A 23,253-nucleotide genomic window follows, 5' to 3' on the forward strand; every position below is an offset into this window, starting at 1 on the left:
GCCCGTGCCGCTGGTGCTGCTCTACGGACTGGCGGGATTCGGTTACATCGTCACGGCCACGTATTTGCCCGTGCTGGTGGGCGCGGCCTTGCCCGGCCTGAACGCCGCCCACGTGTGGGCCGTCTTCGGCCTGGGCGCGGCGCCTTCGTGCTTCCTGTGGCACCGGCTGCACGAGCGCCTGGGCACGCGCCAGGCACTCAGGCTCAATTTGCTGCTGCAGGCGTTGGGCGTGGCGCTGCCCGTGCTGGCGCCCTCGGCCACTGGCTATTTGCTCAGCGCCATCCTCGTCGGCGGCACGTTTGTCGGCACGGTGACCATCGCCATGCCGGCCGCGCAGCGGGCAGCCGTCAAGGCAGGGGCCAACATGATGGCCATCATGACGCTGGTGTATGGCGTGGGCCAGATCATCGGCCCGGTGCTGGCTGGCAGCCTGTATGCGCAGTCCCACAGTTTCAACAGCGCACTTTTGTCGGCGGCCGGCGCGCTGCTGCTGGCGCTCGTTGTGAGTTTGCGCTTGTAACACTCACAGACCGAAGGCGCAGCGCATGAAGTCGCGCCGCAGCGCGTTGACCCTGGCGGAATCGCGCGTGTAGTACAGCTTGTTGGTCAGCAGCACCGCATAGCGGCCGCGCCGGGGGCTGAGCCAGATGGCCGTGCCGGTGAAACCCAGGTGGCACCAGACGTCGTCTTCCGGCAGCGTGCCTGCGGCCGGGTGCCAGAACAGGCCGCGCGAGGGCGTCAGGGCGCCCGTCTGCACCGTCAGCGAGGCGCGCACCCAGTCGGCGTTGAACACCTCGCCGTGCTGCGTGGCTGATGGCGCCAGCGTCGCCCGCAGGAAGCGCTGCAGGTCGGGCACGTTTGAAAACAGCCCCGAGATGCCGCACACGCCGCCCAGCAGCCGCGTCGAAAAATCATGCGTCACGCCACACAGATGGGTGCCCGCCTGCTCGCAGTATTCGGTCGGCGCGACTTGTCTGCCGTGCGCCGCTGGCAGCGGACCATAGCCCGTGGCGTCCATGCCCAGCGGGCGCAGGACATATTCTGCAAGGGCCTGCTCCAGTGGCATGCCCAGCAGCCGCTCGATGACCAGGCCGAGGATCAGGGCCGCGCGGTCCGTGTATTCCACGGCCTGGCCCGGCATGCCTTCGAGCGGCTCGCGCAGCACGCCGCGCACGATATCGTCGTACACCACGCCATAACTGGCGCGCAGGCGGGCGCGCAGCGGCAAGCCGGCCGTATGGGTGAGCAGCTGAAAAATGGTGACGGGTGCCAGCGCATAACCGTGGGTGCCGGGCAGCACGTCGGCCAGCCGGCTGTCCAGGCCCAGGCGATTGTGGCGCACCAGCCTGCCAATCAGCGACCAGACGCTGATGATCTTGGTCAGCGATGCGATATCGAACAAGGTGTCGACCTGCATCGCCGCACTGGCGGGTTCGGGCGTGAGCCGCCCGGCAGCGCCCGCTACGCTGTGGTCAAGGGTGCCCACGGCCCAGGCCGCGCCCGGAAAAATGTGGTCGTGCACGCCTACTTCTACCAGCGCTGTCAGTCTGTCTGTAAGGTTGGCTATTGGCATAGTGACTGTGTCGTGTCGGTCTGCTCATGTTCCGCCGCTGCCACCCCCAGCCAGCGCGCCACCGAGTGCGCCACCCATGCTCCTTCGTCGAGCGGCAAGTCGTGGCCGGCGTCGCGGTGGATCAGGCAGTCCGCCTGCCAGGCGCGCGCCAGTTGCTGCGAGCAGCGGTGGTCGACCAGTTGATCTTGTGCGCCGGCCATCACCAGCACGGGCATGGCGGGACGACTGGCGGGCGCGCGGTAGCGGGCGGCCGACAGCAACTGGCGCAGCGCGTTGCGGCGGCTGACCGGGTATTGCCGCTGGTAACTGAGCCAGTCGGCCAGCAGCGCGGGGTTGCCGCCAGCATGCCGGCGGCTGGTGAGGCGCAAGATCAGCGCTTCCTGGCTGAGTGCATCGCCCAGCAGCAACTGGCGCAGCAGGGCTCCATAGTTTTGCCAGCGCAGGCGCCGATAAAACGGATTGTATGGCCGCATGCTGGTATTGATCAGTACGCAGCTGGCGATTTCCTGTGGGTAGCGGCTGGCCCATTCCACGGCCACCATGCCGCCCAGCGACAGGGCCAGCAAGTGGTAGGGAGGGGCGATGCCGCGCGCCAGCAAGTCTGCGCGGCAGCTTTCCACCATGGCGGCCACGCGGGTGGCGCTGTCTTGTGCGTGGCGCGTGCCATTGCCGGGCAAGTCGGGCGTGATGATGCTGGCGCCTGGCAGGGCGCTTGCCAGGCTGGCGGGGAAGTCGCCCCAATGGCGCTGCTCGCGCATCAGGCCGCGTAATAAAATCCAGGTGGGCGGCGTCATGACTCGTACCATTGCGCTAGGGCGCGCCGGCGCTGCGCCTTGCGCTGCAAGCCTTCCGGCATCCAGCGGCCGTGGCTGCTGGCGGCGCGCATGAGGAAATCGAACCACACCAGGTGGCGCCGCAGCACGCGCTGCAAGCGGTGCGCGGCCGTGGGGTTGAAGATGCTGACCCGGTTGAACAGCTGGCGCGGGTTTTTCTTGACCCACAGCCATGAACCCATTTCCAGGGTCAGGGGCAGGAACACGCGTCCGCTGTAGCTGGTGCCGTTCAGGTACAGATAGTCCCACAGGTCGCCGTGCGTGCGGTATTGCCGGCTTTGCGGCTCGAAGACATAGTTGTGGTTGGGATAGCTCTGGCTGAACAGCTCTTCCAGCGCGCCGATCTCGGCCAGGTGCTCTATCGGCACCTTGGTATGTGCATGGGGAAACCAGATGCGGTCGCGCAAGCCGAAGCCGGAATGGCAATCGAGTGCCATGCTGAACTGGCGCGACAGCAGTTCGCGCTCGACCAGCTCGCACACGGCCTGGCTTTCCCGCTCCATCGGCCCGTCCGCCGCGCCCCGATACCAGGGCAGGCGGGCGCTGTAACGTTGTCCGCCCAGCATGAACGGCACCTTTTCGCGCGCGCTCAGCGGCGCATTGCGCATCAGGTCCACGCCCTGCGGATTGCAGCGCGTGGCTTGCCACATGCCGCCCGGGTTGACCAGCGGCATGAACACGAGGCGCATGCTTTCGAGCTGCTGGTGCAGGGTGGCATCCCAGCGCAGGCGCGCGATCAGGCTTTCCAGGAAGGACAAAAGCACTTGCGTGCCGATGCGTTCGAGGCCGTGGATGCCGCCAAAAAAACCCAGCACGGGCACGTCGGGGCTGGGATTGCCCAGGGCGATGGAGTACACGGGAAATGCGCGCCCATCCATGGCGATGCTGCAGGGTGCGGCCACTTCCAGGTGGCTGCCGCCCTCGTCGATGAGGCGCTTCAGCATGACCAGTTCGGGCAGATTCTTTTCGATCATCAGGCGTCTGAAAGGGAAAGTGACAGCCAGTGTAGCCGAAATAACTGCCGCGCCTGACGTCCCGCATGGCGAAATTTATGGGTGGCAAGCATGTCACGAAGCCGTCATGTTTGCTGTGTAGGCTATTGCAGTTGACGCAAGCATTGTTACTTGGCAATACCCCGTTTCCACGCAGTTCCACCCTCACACGATAGCGACACGATAGCAATATGACAGGCAGCCAGGCATCCGTCCATGTGCTCGCGCTGGCGGGATACCTGGTTCTGCTGGGCTTCCTGGCGGCCGTGGGACCCGTGCGTGCGCAGTCCGCCGACGGCCCCATGCTGCAATTCGATATCGCCGCGCAAAACCTCGGCGATGCGCTGGACCTGTACAGCCGCCGCACGGGCATCGCCGTGCTGATGGACCAGCGCGACGCTTGGCGCCAGTCGGCCGCCGTGCGCGGTCCCTATGCGGCTGGCGCGGCCCTGCAAGCCTTGCTGGAAGGCACGGGCCTGCAATCGCGCCTGTCCGACGCGCAAGCCGTCATCGTGTATGCGCCGGCCGGCGCTGCAACTGCCGCAAACTCGCCGCCGGCCGCCGTCGTGGCCGCCGCCGACATACCGGGCGCCACGCAGGGCGGCGGCGACCATGCGGCGTATGTCAGCCGCTTGCAGCATGCGCTGCTGGGCCTGCTGTGCCGCGCGGCGCAGACGCGCCCGGGTGGCTACCGGCTGGCGCTGCAGTTGTACCTGAACCGCGCCGGCGTGGTGGAGCGCGTGTACCTGCTCGACAGTACCGGCTTGCGCGCGCGCGACACGGCCATCGCGCGCGTGGTGCTGGGCATGCGCGTGGGCGCGGCGCCGCTGCCGTCGATGCCGCAACCCGTCTCCATTCTGTTGCTGCCGCAAGGCCCTGGCAGCGAAGTCGATTGCGCCGCTGGTGCGCCGGCACGGTCCGCGCCATGAGCATGCCCGACCTGCGCACCAAGCTCAAGCGTCACCTCAGTTCGCGCTACGCCGTGCTGCGCTGGCGCCTCGAACGCGTGGTCGGCTGCAAGCACCATGCGGCCGATGCGCTGCAGGAAACCTGGCTGCGCCTCGAAGCGATGGTGGCGCCTGGCAGCGCCGCGCCCGTCCACAATCCCGATGCCTACCTGCTGCGTATGGCGGCCAATATCGCCACCGATGCCTACCGCCGCGACCGCATCATCGTCACCGAGCGCGAACGCGAAGAACTGATGCACATGGCCGACGAGGCCGGCGACGACATCAGCGACCCGGCGCGCATCGTTTCGGCGCGTCTCGACGTGCAGGCGCTCGACGTGGCCTTGGCGGGCCTGTCGCCGCGCCGCCGCGCCATCCTGACGGCGGCGCGCATCGACGGCATGCTCAATGCGGAGATCGCCGAGCGCTTCGGCATTTCCGTGGCGATGGTCAAGAAAGAATTGCAAGCGGCCATGCAACACTGTAAAACCTGCATGGCCGACGCCGATGCCGCCCAGCGCAGCGATGTGTCGGGCCGCCGTAAATATTGATGAATCCCATGACTGCTCCTGACCGCGATCCTCGCGTCCCTCCAGACCATGCCGACAGCGACGCTGCCATCGGCCGGCAAGCCTCTGCCTGGTGGGTACGGCTGCGTGCCGACGATTTTACGCAGGCCGACGCCGACGCCTTGCGCGCCTGGTGCGCGCGCAGCCCCGAACATGCGCGTGCCTGGCGCGAACAGCAACAACTGTGGCAGGCGCTAGCCCCCGCTTTGGCGCGCACCGCTGCCGCAGCGCCACAGCGGGCGAACGTGCTGGCGTTTCCCCTCAGGCCGGGACGGCGTGCTTTTCTCGGCGGCGCGCTGGCGGCCGGCGTGGCCGCGCTGGCCCTGCGTCCACCGCTGGGCGCCTGGCCGTCGCTGCAAGAGCTTGGCGCCGACTACCGCACGGGCACGGGCGAGCAGCGGCAAGTGGCCCTGTCGCAGCAGATGACGGTGCAGATGAATACGCAGACGCGCGTCAATGTGATAGCGCAGGAAACCATCGAATTGCTGGGCGGCGAGGCGGAAATCCTTGCCAGTGGCGCGCGCCAGCCCGTCACGGTGGTGGCGGGCGCGGGGCGCTTGCTGGCGCAGTCGGCCCGCTTCAATGTGCGCCACACGGACGAGGCCGTCTGCGTCACCTGCCTGGCGGGCGCCGTGGACGTGCTCTGGCAACAGCGCCAGCTGACCCTCGATGCGGGGCAGCAATTGGTGTATGACGGGCGGGGCGTGCAGGCGGCCACGGCCGCGCCGGCCGGCGAAGCGAGCGCCTGGCGCACGGGTGCGCTGTCGTTTGTCGGCAAGCCGCTGTCCCAGGTGGTCGATGAAATCAACCGCTACCGGCCCGGCCGGGTGCTGCTGCGTAATCCCGAACTGGGGCGCCGCCTGGTGCGCATGCGCTTTTCCATCAGCCAGATGGATGGCGCGCTGGCGATGATACGTGACTTGACGGGGGCGGAAATGACCAGCTTGCCAGGAGGCATCGTCCTGCTGGGTTGATTCCATGTTTGCCAGCGGCAGGGAATTCAAAATATTTTTCAAAAAACATTATCCCTTCCGTCATCGGGCTACGTCATGGAGGCATGGACGCTTGTGCTAACGCCAGGCTCCGCTCCCTTCTCTCTAGCCAGGAAACCATTGCCATGACCAAGTTTCACACTGCCCAGCGCCCAGTCCCGAACGTCGACATGGGCGTGCAGCGTAGCTCCACGCTGGGCAGCCGCTTGCGGCTCACGCCGCTCGCTTACGCACTGACCACCATGCTGATGGCGGGCGCCTTCACCACGCCGGCGCGCGCGCAGCAGGCGTTCAGCGGCGGCTGGTTCGCGGCCAAGGGCGCGGCGCAAAATACGGCGGCCAGCTCGGGCCGCCTGCCGAATGGCCAGCCGCTGCCGCTGGGCAGCCGGCCCGAGGGTCAACAACAGCAGGCGAACCAGCAATTGAAGCGCTCGCTCAACAACCTGAACCTGGCCGCGCGCGCCATTGCCGCGCAGCAATCGGCCCAGGCGCAGGCGCGCCAGGCGGCAGCCGGCGGCGCCAGTGTGCCAAATGGGCTGGCGCAGGGCGGCTTGCAGGTCGACACCAATACCTTGACGGCAGGCTGGCTCAACGCCCAGGCGCCTGTGCAAACGGTGGCGGCGGGCAAGACGGCCGTGGTGGTGCAGCAGACGGCGGACAAGGCTATCCTGAACTGGGAAACGTTTAACGTGGGCAAGGACACGACCTTGACCTTCCAGCAACAAAAAGACTGGGCCGTGTTGAACCGCGTCAACGATCCGCAAGCGCGTCCCAGCCAGATCCAGGGCCAGATCAAGGCCGACGGCACGGTGCTGCTCGTCAACCGCAACGGCATTGTTTTCAATGGTACGAGCCAGGTCGATACGCGCAACCTGGTGGCGGCCGCAGCCCGTATCGGCGACGAGCAGTTCCAGAAGAACGGCATTTACAGCCCCGGCACGGCCGGCGCCGCGACGTTGACCGATGCGGGCGGCAAGGTGCAGGTGCAGGCGGGCGCGCGCATTGCCAGCAATATGCCCAAGGGCAGCACGGAGGGTGGCGGTTATGTGATGCTGCTGGGTAAGGAAGTCCACAATGGGGGCGAGATCGGCACGCCCAAGGGCCAGGCCCTGCTGGCGGCCGGCGACAGCTTTGCCATCAAAAAAGGCGTGGGCACGGATGGCAACCCGCTGTCGACCACGCGCGGCAGCGAAGTCACGCCGCAGTTCACGGCCGGCAGCACGGCGGGCAAGGTGGTCAACACTGGCCTGATCCAGGCGCGCGAAGGCGACATCACACTGGCCGGGCGCGAGGTGCGCCAGGATGGCGTGCTGCTCGCTACCACCACGACGGCCACGCGCGGCACCATCCACGTCAATGCCCTGGGTAGCGACGCGGCCGTCACCCTGGGACGGGGCGCCACCACGGCCATCCTGGTCGAGGACGATGGCAAGACGACGGCGCTCGACAGCCAGCGCGACGCCATGCGCGGTCCGGCCGTGACGACCACGGAAAACATCGTCGCCGTGAATGACCGCCGCGACCAGTCGCGTATCGAGATCGGCAGCGCCGGCACGGTGGAATTGCTCGGCGATTCCCTGACCCTGGCCACGGGCGGCCAGATCGCCGTCAACGCCGCCAGCCGCAGCCTGCTGCGCGATGGCGCCCAGCTCGACGTTTCCGGCGCCGTGGGCGTGAAGGTGGCCATGGAGGCGAACAATGTCGAGATCAATGTGCAGGGCAACGAGCAGCGCGACGCGCCCGTCAACCGCGATGGCAAGGCCTTGATCAACAACAATATCTGGGTCGACCGCCGCAAGCTGGTGTTCGTCCCGAAGGGCACGAACGGCTACGACAGCGACCGCTGGTATACGGCCGGCGGCTTGCTGGAAGTGGCCGGCTACCTGGGCACGCAGGGCCATTCCGTCAGTGAATGGATGGCGCAGGGCGGCACGGTGAGCTTCGGCGGCAAGGATGTCGTCACGCAGCTTGGCTCCAGCATCAACCTGTCCGGCGGCACGCTGGACGTGCAGACGGGCGCGCTGCGCCAGACCTGGCTGAAAGGCGCCGATGGCAAGTTGTATGAAGCGGGCAGCGCGCCGGCCGACTTGCCGTATGCGGGCGTATACAAGGGTTACGAGGAAGAACATGCGCGCTGGGGCAAGGACGCCAGCGCGTTTTATGCCAATCCCCTGATCGCGGCGCAACAGCGCCTGGAAAACGGCTACACGGTGGGCCGCGACGCGGGCAAGCTGGTGATCGCCACCGGGTCGGCCGTGCTGGAAGGCGGCATCGCGGGCGAGGTCTTCCAGGGCGAGCGCCAGGCGCAGGCGCCGCAAGCCCTGCTCGACGGCTACCAGCAGTCGCAGTTTGCCGCCGCGCAGCGGGGGCAACTGATCGTCGGCCAGTATCAGCCCATGTATGACAAGCGCACGGGCGTGCTGCAGCATGTGCTGTCGGCCGTCATGGACGAAGTGCGCCTGACGCGTGTGCAGGACGGTATCGCCGCCGGCCTCGAGGTGGCTGACGTGCTGGCTGCAGAGCGCCAGGGCAGGCTGCTGCTCGACACCAATCTGTTAAACAATCAGCAACTGGGCGCCATCCGCATCGCCGCGAAAGGCGCGATCACGGTCGACAGCGCGCTGCAGGTGGCCGACGGTGGCAATCTCACCTTGTTCGGCAAGGACGTGACCATCAATAGCAGCCTGCGCAGCCGTGGCGGCAGCATCATGGCCGGCAACGTGCTGCAGCAGATCGGCGCGCTGGGCATGCTCGACACCTTCGTCGATCCGGGCGCGCCCGCAGGCAAGCTGCTGCTGGCCGATGGCGTCAGCCTGGACACCAGCGGCTTGCTGGCCAATGTGCTGCGCGACCCGCTGGCCGCCGCCGGCCTGCCATATTTGAACGGTGGCAATGTATCGTTGCGCGCGGTTGGCGACGTGCGTATCGGCAATGGCAGCCTGATCGACGTGTCATCGGGCGCGGCCATCCTGGCGCAGGCGAAACAGCAGGGTGGCAAGGGCGGCAACGTGACCGTGGCCAGCTATGGGCCTAAGGCCGACCTGGTGCTGGGCGAGGGCGCGCAAGTGCGCGGCCATGGCGTTGCCGGCGGCGGCAAGCTGGAGCTGCAGGCAAACAATATATTGGTCGGCCCAGCCGATACCGCACAGAAAGGTACCTTGCAGCTGGGAGCTGACTTTTTTGAACAGGGTTTTTCCAGCTACAGCCTGCTCGGCAAGCAGGCCTTGACGGTAGCGGACGGCACGCAGGTAGACGTGCGCATGCCCGTGCTGCGCGTGGTGGACAACGAGAGCCTGGCTCTGTGGACGCCGGATCACTACACGGAAAATGCATTGAAGGGCACCTTGACGCAGCGCAAGGGCGCCAGCCTGGCCCTGCAGGCAGGCGATGTCCAGTCCGATGCGGCCGACATGGCCAGCGCCGAACTGCTGGTGGGCAAGGGGGCCGTGCTGAGTGTCGATGCGGGCCAGGCCATCAAGCTGTCCAGCGTGGGCCAGTTGACGGTGGAAGGGCGCTTGAATGCCTGGGGCGGCAAGATCAGCCTGGGCGGCGTGGACGTCGCCCCGAATGTGTCTGACGCCGTGGAAGCAGCCGGCCATGGCCGTTCCCTGTGGATCGGCGAGAACGCCGTGCTGGACGTCGCCTCGCGCGCCGTCACGGCCACGGATGCGCAGGGCCGGCGTTATGGCAAGGTCATCGATGGCGGCAGCATCGTCATCGGCGGCGAGATCGACCATGCGCAGGGCAGTACCTCGGCGGCCAAGCTGTTTGTCGTCGTGCGCGACGGCGCCGTGCTCGACGCTTCCGGCGCGCACGCCGTGCTGGACGTGAACGGCGACGCCATCGACGTGGCCAGCGCGGGCGGCAGCATCGCTCTGGCGTCGAATAATGGCTTGTACCTCGATGGCCAGCTGCTGGCCAAAGCGGGCGGTGCGGGGGCGGCGGGCGGCACCCTGTCCGTGGCCACGGGCACGCCCGAATACCTGAAAGTGCTGGCCACGCCCCAGGTGCTGCAGGGACGCCAGATGATACTCACGCAGCGCCAGCTTGCCAGCGACCTGGCCGACAATGTGCGCGCGCAGGATGCGGCGGAAACACTGCAGTATGGCCATGGCCGCCTGTCGGTGGAGCAGGTGGACGCAGGCGGCTTCGGCAACCTGGCCCTATTGGGGGCCGTCACCTTTGGCGGCGACGTGTCGCTGAAAATGCAGCAGAGCTTCCAGCTGTATGGCGCGCCGGCGCTGGCGCCCGGCAGTTCTCCCGACGCGCGTGTCAGCGTGGCCGCACCCTATGTGCGCCTGGCCAGCGTCAAGCCGGTCGGACGCGATTTCTATGTCACGCCAGGCACGGCGGGGCAAACACCAGTCGCCAGGCAGATCAGCTTTGAAGGCGACCTGATCGATGTACGCGGCCTGGTCAATATCGTCGCCGACGACGTGCGCCTGTTCAGCCGCGGCGACCTGCGTTTCCTGTTATCCCCGCTGGGCTGGGATGGCAATCAAGCGACGACGGTGTTGTCCACGCCGGGCGACATGACCCTCACTGCGGCCCAGCTGTATCCGGAAACGGGCGCCGGCGCCGCCGTGCGCGCCGGCTATGCCAAGCTCAATGGCTTCATGGGCTACGACCCCGCGCGCAGCCTGAACATTGCTCGCACGACCGATGGCGTGCCGGCCATGCCGTATTCCGCCTTCGGCTCGCTGGAGCTGGGCGCTGCGCATATCGAGCAGGGTGGCGTGGTGCGCGCGCCGCTGGGCCGCCTGTCGATCGGCGCGGCCGGCTATAACAATGACAAGAGCCTGACGGTCAATCTGTTGCCTGGTAGCGTCACCTCCGTCAGCGGTGCCGGCCTGGTCATGCCGTATGGCGGCACCGTCGATGGCCAGGCCTGGAACGTGGATGGCAAGTTGACCTCCCTTATGGGCGTGGGCGGCTTCAGTGCGCAGGGCGGCCTGCGCGTCGGCGTGGAAATGGCCGGCATGGCCGTCGACGTGCGGCCGGGCGCGCTGCTCGACCTGTCCGGCGGCGGCGAACTGACGGGCGCCGGTTTCATCGCCGGCCGCGGCGGTTCCACCGACGCGCGTACCCATCCGCTGGTGCAGGTGGGCGCGAACGGCGGTTTCGTGTTGCCGGGACTGACGACCAACCCTGTGTACGCCATCGTGCCGGGCGTGCAAACGCCGCAGGCGCCTGTGGGTGGCGAAAAGGGTGCTGCCGATGCGGCCGTGGGCCGGCAGGTGACGATAGGCAGCGGCGTGCCGGGCTTGCCCGCCGGCACCTATACGCTGATGCCCTCGACCTATGCCTTGCTGCCGGGCGCCTTCCGCGTCGAACTGAACGGCCTGGCGGGCCAGGGCAGTGCAGGCACCCTGGCGCAGCAGCTGCGCAACGGCTCCTGGGCCGCGCCCGGTACCCTGTCGATTGCCGGCACGGACATCCGCGCGCCGCTGGCCAGCCAGCTGATACTCACGCCGGCCAAGGTCTTGCGCACGTATTCCCAGTACAACGAAACGGGCTATGCCGCCTTCGCCCTGGCCGATGCGCAGACGCGCGGCATTCCCCGCGCGATGCTGCCGTCCGATGCCAAGACGCTCAAGCTGACCCTGGCACAAGATGGCGGCCTGGACACATTCCAGTTCAAGGGCACCGGCAAGTTCGCCGCAGCCGAAGGCGGCTATGGCGGCACAGTGATGCTGGGATCGAGCAATGTCTCCAATGGCGAGATTGAAATTCTCGCCGATGGCGCGCCGGCCACCAGCGGCGCCGGGCTGGTCAGCGTGCGCGCCTCGAGCCTGAACAATATTGGTGCGGCCCGCATTGTGGTGGGCAACACACCGACGGTGGCATACGGGCAGGGCGGCAATTACGTGAACTTCAGTGTCAACTCGGCGCGTGCCATCTACCTGCGCGCGGGAGCCGTCCTGTCGGCACCCGAGGTATTCCTGGTGGCCCAGGACCCGGGCAATTACGAATTGGGCGATGGCGTGATCGATATCGCGCCTGGCGCGGGCATCAGCACTCTGGGACGGGGCAAGGCCGCGTATGACGCCAACGACGGCTTCATCTACAAGACCCGCGCGGACATGCACGTGCTGGCCGCCTCGAACGGCTTGCTCAATGTGGCGCCGGTCGGTGGTTCGGCGCGTGGCGGCATCCGCATCGGCGTGTGCGACGACGCGTGCGCCGGCACCAGTACGGCGAGCCTGTACTCGGAAGGCACCCTGCTGCTGTCGACCAATGGCAGTTTCCAGCTGGACGACTCGGCCCGCTACGGTACGCGCAACCTGAGCCTGTCCGTGGGTGCCATCAACATGGGCAGCAGCGAAGCGCTGGCGGCGGCGCAGGCCAGCGGCACGCGGTCCAGCGGCCTGGCCCTGAACCAGGGCGTGCTGGATCGCCTGCTGCGCGGCGATACCAGCACGGGCGCACCGGCGCTGCAAGCGCTGATGCTGAGTGCGGCAGACGGCGTCAATTTCTATGGCGACGTGGTGCTCGATACCTACGACAAGACCACGGGCAAATCCACGCTGGAGCGCCTGGTGCTGACCACGCCGGCCATGTATGGCCAGGGCGATGCCGGCACGGTGGCCACCATCCGCACGGCTAACCTGGTCTGGGGCGGCGCGCTGTCGCCAGCCGGCAATATCATTGCGCATGGCGCCGGCACGGGTAGCGGCACCCTGAACCTGGAAGCGGAACGCATCGATTTCGGTTTCGGCCCGTTCACGCAACCGGCCGGCGTCGCCTCGTTCGACCGCCTGGCGCTGGGTTTTGCCAACGTCAACCTGAAGGCGTCGGGCCAGGTCACGGCCAATCACAAGGGCAGCCTGTCCGTCTATCAGGCGCAGGGCGCCTACGAAACGGGCAAGGGTTACCAGTACGGCGGCGGCAACTTGAACATCATCACGCCGCTGTTGACGGGCGACGCCGGTTCCGCGCACAGCTATACGGCGGGCGGCGCGCTGACGGTGGTGGCGCCGGCCGGCGCGGCGCCAGCGGCTGCCGTCAAGAACAACGATGGACTGGGCGCCCAGCTGGCCTTGAACGGCGACAGCGTGAGCGTGGCCACGGCGGTGGTGTTGCCTAGCGGTAAGCTGACTATCAGCGCGCAGCACGACATCAGTCTGGCCGACGCTGCGCGCATCGACATGGCGGGCCGCAAGAGCACCTTCTTCGACGTGGATAAATACAGCTGGGGCGGCGACGTCACCCTGGATAGCCGCGCCGGCGATATCCGCGCAGCTAGCGGCGCCGTGATCGACCTGTCGGCCGAGAACAACCGCGCCGGCAGCCTGAAGGCCGTGGCGCTCGATGGCGCGGCCGGCATGGTGGACTTGCAGGGCAAGATCCTGGGCGGCGCCAGCGGCAATTACGATGCGGGCGGCACCGTGGTGCCGTACAAGAAAGGCAGCGTGGACGTGCGCGCGCAAACGCTGGGCACCGGCGGCACGCTGGACAGCCAGTTCGCCGCGCTGAACACGCGTCTGAACGAAGGCGGCGTGACGGGCGGGCGCAGCTTCCAGCTGAAGCAGGGCGATCTGACGATAGGCAATGAACTCAAGGCCGGTGAAGTGCAGGTATCCGTCGACAACGGCCGCCTGGCCGTGGCCGGCACCATCGATGCCAGCGGCGAGCGCGTGGGCAGCATCCGCCTGGCCGGCAAGCAGGGCCTGACCCTGGCCGATAACGCCGTGCTCGACGCGCACGGCACGCTCTTGCGCGTCGATAGCTATGGCAAGATCATCGACAGCCCGAACCGCGCCATCGTAGAACTGAATTCGGGCGAGGGCTTGCTAACTCTGGCCGGCGGCGCGCAGATCGACGTGCGCCACGGCACAGCGGCTGTGGCCAGCAAGGGCAAGGGAGAATACGACGGCGCCGCGCGCGGCACGGTTGAATTGAACGCGCCGCGCCTGGGCAGCGGCGGCGCCCGCACGGACGTTGACGCTGCCACCTTTGGCGATATCGCCATTGCGGCAGGCGGCGGTTTGACGATACGCGGCGCGAAATCCATCGCCGTCAACGCCATGCAGCGCTATGACGACGCGGCCTACGCCACGGACCTGTCGGCCAGCGGCCGCCCGTACCAGGTGATCAACCAGGCGTACCTGGACAGCAAGCATGCGGACAGCACGGCCTTCATCGATGCGGCGCTGGCCAACACGAACTTGCGCAACGGCAAACTGGCGGGCTTGACGACGGCCGCGTATGCCGATGCGCTGCACTTGCGCCCTGGCGTCGATATCGTCAGCCAGACGCCGGACGGCGACCTGGTGGTACAGGGCGACCTGGATCTCTCAAACATGCGCTATGCCAGCCTGAACCCGCGCTTCCAGCAGACGGGCGTGCGCGGTTCGGGCGAGGTGGGCAGCCTGCTGCTGCGCGCCGGCGGCGACTTGAGCATCTACGGCAGCATCAACGACGGCTTCGCGCCGCCGCCCGCCACCAAGGACGACAAAGGCTGGGTATTGCTGCCGGGCCGCGACATCAATGGCAGTGACGTCATCGTGCCGGGCCAGGGCGTGACCGTGGCCGACGGCACCCTGTTCCCGGGCGGCGCCGTGCTCAATTACGATTTGCCCCTCAAGGGCTTCAATCTGCTCGCCAATACGCGCCTGCCCGTGGCCGTGGCACTGGACCAGGCCGTGACCTTGCCGGCCGGCACGGTGCTGGCTGCGGCCGTGCGCGACAGCGCCGGCAATATCATCCATGCGGCCGGCAGCCTGCTGGCCACGGCGCACACCCTGGACGCCGGCATGCGCCTTGACGCAGGCAGCGTGCTCAAGCAAACGGTGAAAGTGAGCGCCATGACCTGGCCCAAGGGCGTGCCACTGCCTGGCGTGGCGGGCGAACGCTCGGTCTTCGCGCTCAACGGCAACCTGGCGCTGGCCGTGGGCTCATTGATCCCGTCCGGCACCGATGTCAAGCTGATGGCCGGCGTGGAGTCGATCGAGCTGCGTCCGGAAGTGGCGGGCAGCCAAGGCAAGCTGTGGGCCATCGCGCCCATGCTGGCCGAAGGCTCGCAAGCGTGGGGCATGCGCCTGGTGGCCGGCGCCGACCTCGATGCAGCCGACACGCGCAGCGTGCAGGCGCATCCCGAGCATGGCACCCTGCGCCTGGCCGACAGCCATTACGGCATGTACGGCGTGCTGGTGCCGCCGAAGGGCGTGCAGTACTGGACGCAGGAGGCTGCGGATCTGGGCATCGACGGCATCGTGGCCGGTGAAATTATCACCGACGAATTCCTCAGCCAGTTCGGTACCAATATCGTGGATCTCTGCGCCGGCGACCCGACCATGTGCGTGCTGAAGGTAGCCTACGTGTGGACCAAGACCGGCGAGGAAGAGTTCGCGGACCCGAGCGTCAAGGCGGGTGACATGCTCGACCCTGTGGCGCTGGGCTGGCCTACCATGTGCGAGGAGTATCCCACCTGGTGCGGCACGTCCAGCCCCAGCTACAACTACAAGGCGTCCAGCTTGCGCTACAGCGTGCTGCGCACGGGCACGGGCGACCTGGACCTGGTCAGCGGCGGCGACTTGCGCATGGACAGCCTGTATGGCGTGTACACGGCCGGCATGTCGTCCACGGCGACGTTGCCAGGCGACCCGTTCAACCAGGCGCGGGCGCGCAATGCCGACGGCAAGGTATTGAACAATCCGGACGGCGAGCATGAACACCTGGTCGATGGCGGCGCCGATAGCATTTACCGCGCCTGGTACCCCGACCAGGGTGGCAATCTGCTGCTGAAGGTAGCGGGCGACCTGACGGGTTCTTTGTTGGGCCGCAGTGCCGCAACCAATTTGCGTCCCGTTACCGCTGACGCGGGCTACGACAGTACGGCCGTGGGCCACTGGCTGTGGCGCCAGGGCAGCGGTGGTCTCGCCATCGGCGGCCTGTCACAGCCGGTGGCATGGTGGGTCAATTTCGGCACCTATGTGGGTCGCAGCACCCTGGCCGACGACATCCTGGGCTTTACGGGTTTTGGCACTCTGGGTGGCGGCAATTTGCGCGCCGACGTGGCGGGTGACGCCGGCGCGCTGGCGCTCGCGCAGGGCAGCAGCTATGACGGCAATATCAATACCCGTTCGCAGGGCTTGCTGCTGGCCGTGGGCAGTACGGGCCGCGTGACTGCCGATGGCAGCATGCTGTTGACGGGCGGCGGTGATCTGGACCTGCGCGTGGGCGGCGCCATCAACCCGGCAGGCACGTCGAATGCTGACCACATGAATGGCGCCCTGGTCGACTTGCGCGGCCACGCGGAAACGTCGGCCGCGCAGCTGGGCAGCCTGAAGCTGCAATATGGCACACAAAGTACCGATCACGCGCCGAAAGAAACACGCGCCTACGATGCCTTCACTGCCACGCGCGCCACGCCGCAGGGTGGCATGACGCTGGTGCCGGGCGACGCCACGTTCAGCGTGGCGACCCTGGGCGACCAGGTGCTGCAGGATGTGGCCGATCCCGGTCGCGTACTGATGGTCAACCCGACATCGGCGCTTGCGCCATCGGGCGAACTGGGCATTGGCAACAGCTGGTTCAGCCTGTGGACGCCGCGCACGGCGCTCGATCTGTTCTCCGCCGGCGGCAATCTGACGCCATTGACGGCGTCGATCGGCACGGAAACCGACTTTGCCACCATCTACCCATCCATCGTGCGCGTTGCCGCCGCGCATGGCAGCCTGTACTACGGCAAGGCGATCGTGAACAGCAATGCTGCCAACAGCTATGCGGCACCCTTGCTGCTGGCGCCTTCGCCCAATGCACAACTGCAGTGGCTGGCCGGTGACTCCATCTATGCTGGCGGTTTTACCATCGGCCAGTCCGGCGCGGCGGCGGGCAGCATGGCGACGCCGTTCAAGCCCGCCTATCTCGCCCTGACCCCGAATTCGTGGTCGACCGGTCCCCTGGCCAGCAATCTGTCCAGCACGGGGGTGCCGGCGAGGGCAGATATATATCAGCTGTTCGCCTTCGGTCCAGATTCGGCCGTCGGCCCTGGCAACAGCGGCACGCAGGCGGCCCGCATCTATGCCGTCCAGGGCGATTTGCTCGGCGTCAACGTCGGTCGCATCGTCGAGTTCTACGACGCCAAGCATGCAGGCATCACCTGGTATGAGGGTGCGCAACCGGTCTGGATGAAGGCCGGCCGCGACATCGTCAGCAGCGGCACGGCGTTGCTGGAGGGGGTGGGCGGCAGCGAGAGCGACTTGTTATTCAACAACAGCAGCAATCTGTTTGTGCATAACAATGCGTATGACGTGTCGGTAGTCTCGGCCGGGCGCGATATCCTGACCAGCTCCTTCAACGTGGCCGGTCCCGGCACGCTCGACATCAGCGCCGGGCGCAATATCCTGATGCAGGACAAGGGCAGCGTCGTCAGCCTCGGTCCCATTGTGCAGGGCGACAAGCGTCCGGGCGCCGGCATCGCCATGCAGGCGGGCGTGGGCGCGGCCGGCCTCGACTACCTGCGCTTCGTCAAACCCTATCTTGACCCGGCGAACGTGGCGCAGACGGGCGTGCCGCTGGCTGACCAGGCTGGAAAGGTGGTGAAATCGTACGAGACCGAATTGGCGACCTGGCTAGTCGAGCGCTACGGCTTCAAGGGCACGCCCACCGAAGCGCTGGCCTTTTACCTGGCGTTGCCCGAGCCGCAGCAGCGCGTGTTTGCCCGCAAGGTGTATTTCGCCGAACTGAAGGCGGGCGGACGCGAGTACAACGACCGGGACAGCGCCCGCTACGGCAGCTTTTTGCGCAGCCGCAACGCCATCGCCGGCCTGGCACCGGCCACCGGCGCCAGCGGCAAGACGATTTCCTATGCGGGCGACATCGTCATGTACCGCGGCACGTTTGGTCTCTACAACCCGGACTCGGGAAGAAACGACCGCATCGTTCCCCGCAGCGGCTACGTGCACACCAACTTCGGCGGCGACATCGCGCTGCTGACGCCGGGCGGCAAGCAGGTGTTCGGCATCGAAGGCGAGGCGCCGCCGTCGACCTCCGGTGTCATCACCAAGGGTGGCGGGAATATCGACCTGTTCTCGCACGGCAGCATCTTGCTGGGCCAGAGCCGCGTCATGACGACGTTTGGCGGCGATATCCTGGGCTGGTCGTCGCAAGGCGACATCAACGCGGGCCGTGGTTCGAAGTCGACCATCGTCTACACGCCGCCCAAGCGCGTGTATGACAACTGGGGTAACGTGACTCTGTCGTCCGACGTGCCCAGTACGGGTGCCGGCATCGCCACCCTGGCGCCGATTGCCGAAGTGCCGGCCGGCGACGTGGACTTGCTGGCGCCGCTGGGCACCATCGACGCGGGCGAGGCGGGCATCCGCGTCTCGGGCAACGTCAACCTGGCCGCGCTGACAGTGATGAACGCGGCGAATATCCAGGTCAAGGGCGAGTCCAAGGGCATGCCGACGCTGGCAGCCGTCAATGTAGCCGCCATGACGAACGCCAGCGCGGCCGCTTCCCAGGCCACGGCGGCGGCGCAGGACGTGGTGCAGCGCGAGCGCGCCGCCACCCGCTCGGCGCAACCCTCCGTGTTTACGGTGCGCGTGCTGGGCTTTGGCGGCGACGCGCCGCCCGACAGCGTGCAAGCTGTCCCGCAGGATGGCGCGCGCATCGAGGCGGCCGATTACAACCCGCGCAGCGCCGTGCGCGTGCTGGGCCTGGGCCCGCTGCCGGAATCGGCTACGCGCCAGTTGACGGCGCAAGAGCGCAGCAGGTTGTCGCCATGATGGCCCGCCTGGCCGTAGCCTTGCCCTTGCGCGCAATGGGGCATGCAGGCATGGCCTGCTACCGGCCGGCCATCCGGCCCCGTCTGCGGGCGGCCAACGACATGGCGCCAGCGTCGTTGCCGGGGCAGGGCAGGCAGATGCAGGCTGTGCTGGAAAGCAATTACCGGGGCTTGCACCGGCGTCTGACGCGCCACCTGGGTTGCGCCGAGCTGGCCAGCGACAGCCTGCACGACGCCTGGCTGCGCCTGGGCACGCTGGCGGCGGGTGATGGGGCGCCGCTGGCGCACAGCCCCGTCGCCTATGTGTTTCGCGTGGCCTGCAATGCAGCCATGGACAGCCTGCGCCGCAACCGCGCCTGGCTGTATGCGGACGAGGGCGATGGCGAGGCTGGCCTGGTCGACTTCCTTGCCGATACGGCGGCGGGGCCGGAACGCCTGGCCGAGCTGCAGGCCGATTTGCAGCGTCTGGCGCAGGCCGTCGAGCTGCTGCCGCGGCGCCACCGGCAAGTGCTCGAAGCGCTGCGCGTGGACGAGCTCTCCCGCCAGGAAGTGGCCGAGCGGCACGACATGTCGCTGCGCAACGTCGATACGGCCCTGCGCCAGGCGCTCGATCACTGCGCCCGCCACACGGGCTATGCGGCGCAGGGGGGCGTCGGCACGACCCGCCGCAGCCTGAGGCTGAACGTTCGTTCGCGTACGGACGCGTAACACTCTTGCCGCCAGACTGGCACTTCGGGCCTGCATGCGCCCACCCAACCAGTCCACAGCCAGGAGGAAGCGCGAGATGACAGAGTGTAATCACATCAATGCCGGCCGGCGCGGCTTGCTGATCGCCGGCGCGCTGTCGGCCACGGCCGGGGCCGTGCCCGGCGTGGCCGGGGCAGCTGAAGCGGCCCATGCTGCGGCCCGGGCCAGCCAGGCGCCGCCCGTCCTGATGAAGGTCAATCTGGATATCAACGGCCAGCGCCGCAGCCTTGAACTCGACACGCGCACCACCTTGCTCGACGCCTTGCGCGAACACCTGCATCTGACGGGCACCAAGAAGGGCTGCGACCACGGCCAGTGCGGCGCCTGCACCGTCTTGCTGGAAGGCCAGCGCATCAACGCCTGCCTGACCCTGGCCGTGATGCACGAGGGGGCCCGCATCACCACCATCGAGGGACTGGGCACGCCCGACAAGCTGCACCCGATGCAATCGGCCTTCATCGCGCATGACGGTTATCAATGTGGCTACTGTACCCCGGGGCAAATCTGCTCTGCCGTCGCCGCGCTGGCAGAAATCCGCCAGGGCATCCCCAGCCACGTCAGCGCGGACTTGAACGCTACTCCGCAGGCGACGCCGGAAGAGTTGCGCGAACGCATGAGCGGCAATCTCTGCCGCTGCGGCGCCTATTCCAACATCATCGAGGCGATTTCCGAGGTGGCCGGGAGGGTGGCATGAAAGTGTTCAGCTACCAGAAGGCCGCCTCGCCGGCCGAGGCGGCGGCCGCAGCCTTGCGCACGCCCGGCGCCAGGTTCATCGCCGGCGGCACGAATTTGCTCGATCTGATGAAACTGGAAATCGAAACCCCCGCGCATTTGATCGACGTCAATGGCCTGGCGCTGGATCAGGTGGAAGCAACCAAGGACGGCGGCTTGCGCATCGGCGCCCTGGTGCGCAATACGGCGCTGGCGGCCCACGCCACCGTGCGCCGCGATTACGGCGTATTGTCGCGTGCCTTGCTGGCGGGCGCTTCCGCGCAATTGCGCAATAAGGCGACGACGGCGGGCAACCTGCTGCAGCGCACGCGCTGTCCGTATTTTTATGACACGAACCAGGCTTGCAACAAGCGCGTGCCGGGCAGCGGCTGCTCCGCCATCGCGGGTTTCAGCCGGCCGCTGGCGATTTTGGGTGGCAGCGATACCTGCATCGCCACGCATCCGAGCGACATGGCCGTGGCCCTGCGCGTGCTCGACGCGGGCATCGATACCGTGCGGGCCGACGGCGCCGTGCGTACCATCCCGATTGCCGACTTTTACTGCTTGCCGGGCAACACGCCGCAGCGCGAAACGGTGCTGCAGCCGGGCGAACTGATCACCAGCGTGACCTTGCCCCCGCCCGTCGGCGGTACGCACGTTTATCGCAAGGTGCGCGACCGCGCTTCGTACGCGTTCGCGCTGGTGTCCGTGGCGGCGATTATCTTGCCCGATGGCACGGGCAGGCTGGCGCTGGGCGGCGTCGCGCCGCAGCCGTGGCGGGTTGCCGGCGCGGAGCAGGCGCTGCCCGCTGGCACCGCCGCCGTGAACGAACGCCTGCTGGCCGGCGCCAAGCCGACTGCCGACAATGCCTACAAGGTCATCCTGGCGCAGCGGACCGTGGCATCCGTGTTGAGGCAAACTCCAGCAATGAAAGGCTAAGTCCATGAAATTCACGACACCTGCCACCACCAACCCCATCGACCAGCTGAAAGTCGTGGGCCGCCCCACGGATCGCATCGACGGTCCCCTGAAAACCACGGGCGCGGCGCCATACGCGTATGAACAGCACGCCGCCGCGCCGCATGCCGCCTACGGCCATGTCGTCGGCGCGGCCATCGCCAAGGGGCGCATCGCCTCCATCGATACCAGCGCCGCGCGGCGCGCACCGGGGGTGCTGGCCGTGGTGACGGCGCAATCTGCAGGAAAATTGGGCAAAGGCAAGATGAACACGGCGCATCTGCTGGGCGGCCCTGAAATCGCGCATTATCACCAGGCCATCGCGCTGGTGGTGGCCGACACTTTCGAGCAAGCCCGCTCGGCCGCGCAGTTGCTCGACGTCAAGTATGTCGAGCAGCAGGGCGCGTTCGACCTGGCCAAGGCCAAGGACAGTGCCACCAAGCCGAAGGATGGCAAGCCCGACAGTAAGGCGGGCAATTTCGCCGGCGCCTTTGCCCATGCCCCCGTGCGCCTGGATGCCAGCTACACGACGCCCGACCAGTCACACGCCATGATGGAGCCGCACGCCTCGATTGCCGCCTGGGAGGGGGGCAAGCTGACGCTCTGGACGGCGACTCAGATGGTGGACTGGAGCAGGGGCGACCTGGCCCGCACCCTTGGCATTGCGAAAGACCAGGTGCGCATCGTCTCGCCCTATATCGGTGGCGGTTTCGGCGGCAAGCTGTTCGTGCGCGCCGAAGCGCTGCTGGCGGCCCTGGGCGCACGCGCTGCACAACGCCCCGTGAAGGTGGCCTTGACGCGGCCCTTGATGTTCAACAACACCACGCACCGGCCCGCCACCATCCAGCGCCTGCGCATCGGCGCCACGCGCGACGGCAAGATCACGGCCATCGGCCACGAATCGTGGTCGGGCGACCTCACAGGCGGCCAGCCGGAAACTGCCGTGATGCAGACGCGGCTGTTGTACGCGGGAGCAAACCGCATGACGGCCATGCGCCTGGCCGTGCTCGATTTGCCGGAAGGTAACTCCATGCGCGCGCCGGGCGAGGCGCCGGGCTTGATGGCGCTGGAAATCGCCATGGACGAGTTGGCGGAAAAGCTGGATATGGACCCCATCGTCTTGCGCATCCTGAACGACACGAAAGTGGACCCGGAAAAACCCGGTCGCCCGTTTTCCCGGCGCCGCCTGATCGATTGCCTGCGCACGGGCGCCGTGGAATTCGGCTGGAAGGAGCGGCAGGCGCAGCACGGCACGCGGCGCGACGGCCGGTGGCTGGTGGGCATGGGCGTGGCGGCCGCCTTCCGCAACAATCTCGTCATGCGGTCCGCCGCCCGGGTGCGCCTGAATGGGGACGGCATGATCACGGTGGAAACGGACATGACGGACATCGGCACGGGCAGTTACACCATCATCGCCCAGACGGCGGCGGAAATGCTGGGTGTGACTTTGAACCGTGTCGTCGTGCGCCTGGGCGACTCGGATTTCCCCGTTTCGTCCGGTTCGGGCGGGCAATGGGGCGGCAACAGTTCCACGGCGGGCGTGTACGCGGCTTGCGTGCGCTTGCGCCAGGCCATCGCCGTCAAGCTGGGCTTTGACGAAAATCAAGCGCGCTTTTCGGATGGACAAGTGAGCCAAGGCGCGCGCAGCGTGCCGCTCGCTGCCGCCGCCTTGCATGGCGATGTGGTGGCGGAAGACCATATGGAATACGGCGACCTGGACAAAAAATTCCAGCAATCCACGTTTGGCGCCCATTTCGTGGAAGTGGGCGTGGACAGCGACACGGGCGAAGTGCGCGTGCGCCGCATGCTGGCCGTGTGCGCGGCCGGCCGCATCTTGAATCCGAAAGCGGCGCGCAGCCAGGTGATCGGCGCCATGACCATGGGCGTGGGCGCTGCCCTGATGGAAGAACTGGTGGTCGACCGGCGCCGCGGTTTTTTCGTCAACCACGACCTAGCCGGCTACGAAGTGCCCGTGCACGCCGACATCGCGCACCAGGACGTCATTTTCCTGGACGAAACGGACCCCATGTCCTCGCCCATGAAAGCCAAGGGCGTGGGCGAGCTGGGCATCTGCGGCGTGGCGGCGGCCATCGCGAATGCCGTCTATAACGCCACGGGGGTGAGGGTGCGCCACTATCCGCTGACCCTGGACAAGCTGCTGCGGGGACTTCCCGACGTCGCCTAGCTCCCTCGCGCCAC

General features: G+C 67.3%; 12 protein-coding genes. 9 read left to right on the forward strand and 3 right to left on the reverse strand.

Going from position 1 to position 23,253, the window contains the following annotated elements:
• On the forward strand, positions 1-520 hold a 520-nt coding region (locus K0F85_RS19705), incomplete at its 5' end, for a YbfB/YjiJ family MFS transporter (protein WP_219117639.1).
• Positions 521-523: 3 nt separating this feature from the next.
• Here K0F85_RS19705 and K0F85_RS19710 read toward each other — a convergent pair.
• The 3 genes from K0F85_RS19710 to K0F85_RS19720 are packed head-to-tail and all read right to left on the reverse strand — an operon-like array spanning position 524 to position 3,380.
• Complete coding sequence (locus tag K0F85_RS19710) at positions 524-1,573, reverse strand: serine hydrolase (protein WP_257572900.1); 1,050 nt, start codon at positions 1,571-1,573, stop codon at positions 524-526.
• On the reverse strand, positions 1,564-2,367 hold the full coding sequence (locus K0F85_RS19715; protein WP_219117641.1) for an alpha/beta fold hydrolase: 804 nt from the start codon (positions 2,365-2,367) through the stop codon (positions 1,564-1,566). Before K0F85_RS19715 ends, K0F85_RS19710 begins: the two co-directional genes overlap by 10 nt.
• Entirely contained in the window at positions 2,364-3,380 is a 1,017-nt protein-coding gene (locus tag K0F85_RS19720) for a M14 family zinc carboxypeptidase (protein ID WP_219117642.1), read from the reverse strand. Before K0F85_RS19720 ends, K0F85_RS19715 begins: the two co-directional genes overlap by 4 nt.
• A gap of 209 nt (positions 3,381-3,589) precedes the next feature.
• Here K0F85_RS19720 and K0F85_RS19725 point away from each other — a divergent pair, with 209 nt between their 5' ends.
• The 8 genes from K0F85_RS19725 to paoC all read left to right on the forward strand — a co-directional run bounded on the left by K0F85_RS19725 (position 3,590) and on the right by paoC (position 23,239).
• On the forward strand, positions 3,590-4,327 hold the full coding sequence (locus tag K0F85_RS19725; protein WP_219117643.1) for a hypothetical protein: 738 nt from the start codon (positions 3,590-3,592) through the stop codon (positions 4,325-4,327).
• Complete coding sequence (locus K0F85_RS19730) at positions 4,324-4,896, forward strand: RNA polymerase sigma factor (RefSeq protein ID WP_219117644.1); 573 nt, start codon at positions 4,324-4,326, stop codon at positions 4,894-4,896. Before K0F85_RS19725 ends, K0F85_RS19730 begins: the two co-directional genes overlap by 4 nt.
• Before the next feature lie 8 nt (positions 4,897-4,904).
• Positions 4,905-5,888, forward strand: coding sequence for a FecR domain-containing protein (locus tag K0F85_RS19735; protein WP_219117645.1), 984 nt, complete (start codon positions 4,905-4,907; stop codon positions 5,886-5,888).
• A 143-nt stretch (positions 5,889-6,031) separates the two neighbouring features.
• Positions 6,032-18,640 (forward strand): filamentous haemagglutinin family protein, encoded by a 12,609-nt coding sequence (locus K0F85_RS19740; RefSeq protein WP_257572901.1) that lies wholly within the window; start codon positions 6,032-6,034, stop codon positions 18,638-18,640.
• Positions 18,637-19,347: a sigma-70 family RNA polymerase sigma factor gene (locus K0F85_RS19745; RefSeq protein WP_219117646.1), complete on the forward strand. Its 711-nt coding sequence runs from the start codon at positions 18,637-18,639 to the stop codon at positions 19,345-19,347. Before K0F85_RS19740 ends, K0F85_RS19745 begins: the two co-directional genes overlap by 4 nt.
• A 76-nt stretch (positions 19,348-19,423) precedes the next feature.
• On the forward strand, positions 19,424-20,080 hold the full coding sequence (paoA, locus tag K0F85_RS19750; RefSeq protein WP_219117647.1) for an aldehyde dehydrogenase iron-sulfur subunit PaoA: 657 nt from the start codon (positions 19,424-19,426) through the stop codon (positions 20,078-20,080).
• Complete coding sequence (locus tag K0F85_RS19755; RefSeq protein WP_219117648.1) at positions 20,077-21,036, forward strand: xanthine dehydrogenase family protein subunit M; 960 nt, start codon at positions 20,077-20,079, stop codon at positions 21,034-21,036. Before paoA ends, K0F85_RS19755 begins: the two co-directional genes overlap by 4 nt.
• A gap of 4 nt (positions 21,037-21,040) precedes the next feature.
• The gene (gene paoC / locus K0F85_RS19760) at positions 21,041-23,239 is read left to right on the forward strand and encodes an aldehyde oxidoreductase molybdenum-binding subunit PaoC (protein ID WP_219117649.1); all 2,199 of its coding nucleotides are present in this window, start codon (positions 21,041-21,043) and stop codon (positions 23,237-23,239) included.
• Positions 23,240-23,253: the final 14 nt, after the last annotated feature.

Source organism: Janthinobacterium sp. UMAB-56 (genome assembly GCF_900095265.1).
Taxonomy (GTDB): Bacteria; Pseudomonadota; Gammaproteobacteria; order Burkholderiales; family Burkholderiaceae_D; genus Janthinobacterium.

Bases quoted from the DNA above. Each gene is read 5' to 3' on its own strand.
- K0F85_RS19710 (WP_257572900.1), bottom strand. From the start codon at position 1,573: ATGCCAATAGCCAACCTTACAGACAGACTGACAGCGCTGGTAGAAGTA.
- K0F85_RS19715 (WP_219117641.1), bottom strand. From the start codon at position 2,367: ATGACGCCGCCCACCTGGATTTTATTACGCGGCCTGATGCGCGAGCAG.
- K0F85_RS19720 (WP_219117642.1), bottom strand. From the start codon at position 3,380: ATGATCGAAAAGAATCTGCCCGAACTGGTCATGCTGAAGCGCCTCATC.
- K0F85_RS19725 (WP_219117643.1), top strand. From the start codon at position 3,590: ATGACAGGCAGCCAGGCATCCGTCCATGTGCTCGCGCTGGCGGGATAC.
- K0F85_RS19730 (WP_219117644.1), top strand. From the start codon at position 4,324: ATGAGCATGCCCGACCTGCGCACCAAGCTCAAGCGTCACCTCAGTTCG.
- K0F85_RS19735 (WP_219117645.1), top strand. From the start codon at position 4,905: ATGACTGCTCCTGACCGCGATCCTCGCGTCCCTCCAGACCATGCCGAC.
- K0F85_RS19740 (WP_257572901.1), top strand. From the start codon at position 6,032: ATGACCAAGTTTCACACTGCCCAGCGCCCAGTCCCGAACGTCGACATG.
- K0F85_RS19745 (WP_219117646.1), top strand. From the start codon at position 18,637: ATGATGGCCCGCCTGGCCGTAGCCTTGCCCTTGCGCGCAATGGGGCAT.
- paoA (WP_219117647.1), top strand. From the start codon at position 19,424: ATGACAGAGTGTAATCACATCAATGCCGGCCGGCGCGGCTTGCTGATC.
- K0F85_RS19755 (WP_219117648.1), top strand. From the start codon at position 20,077: ATGAAAGTGTTCAGCTACCAGAAGGCCGCCTCGCCGGCCGAGGCGGCG.
- paoC (WP_219117649.1), top strand. From the start codon at position 21,041: ATGAAATTCACGACACCTGCCACCACCAACCCCATCGACCAGCTGAAA.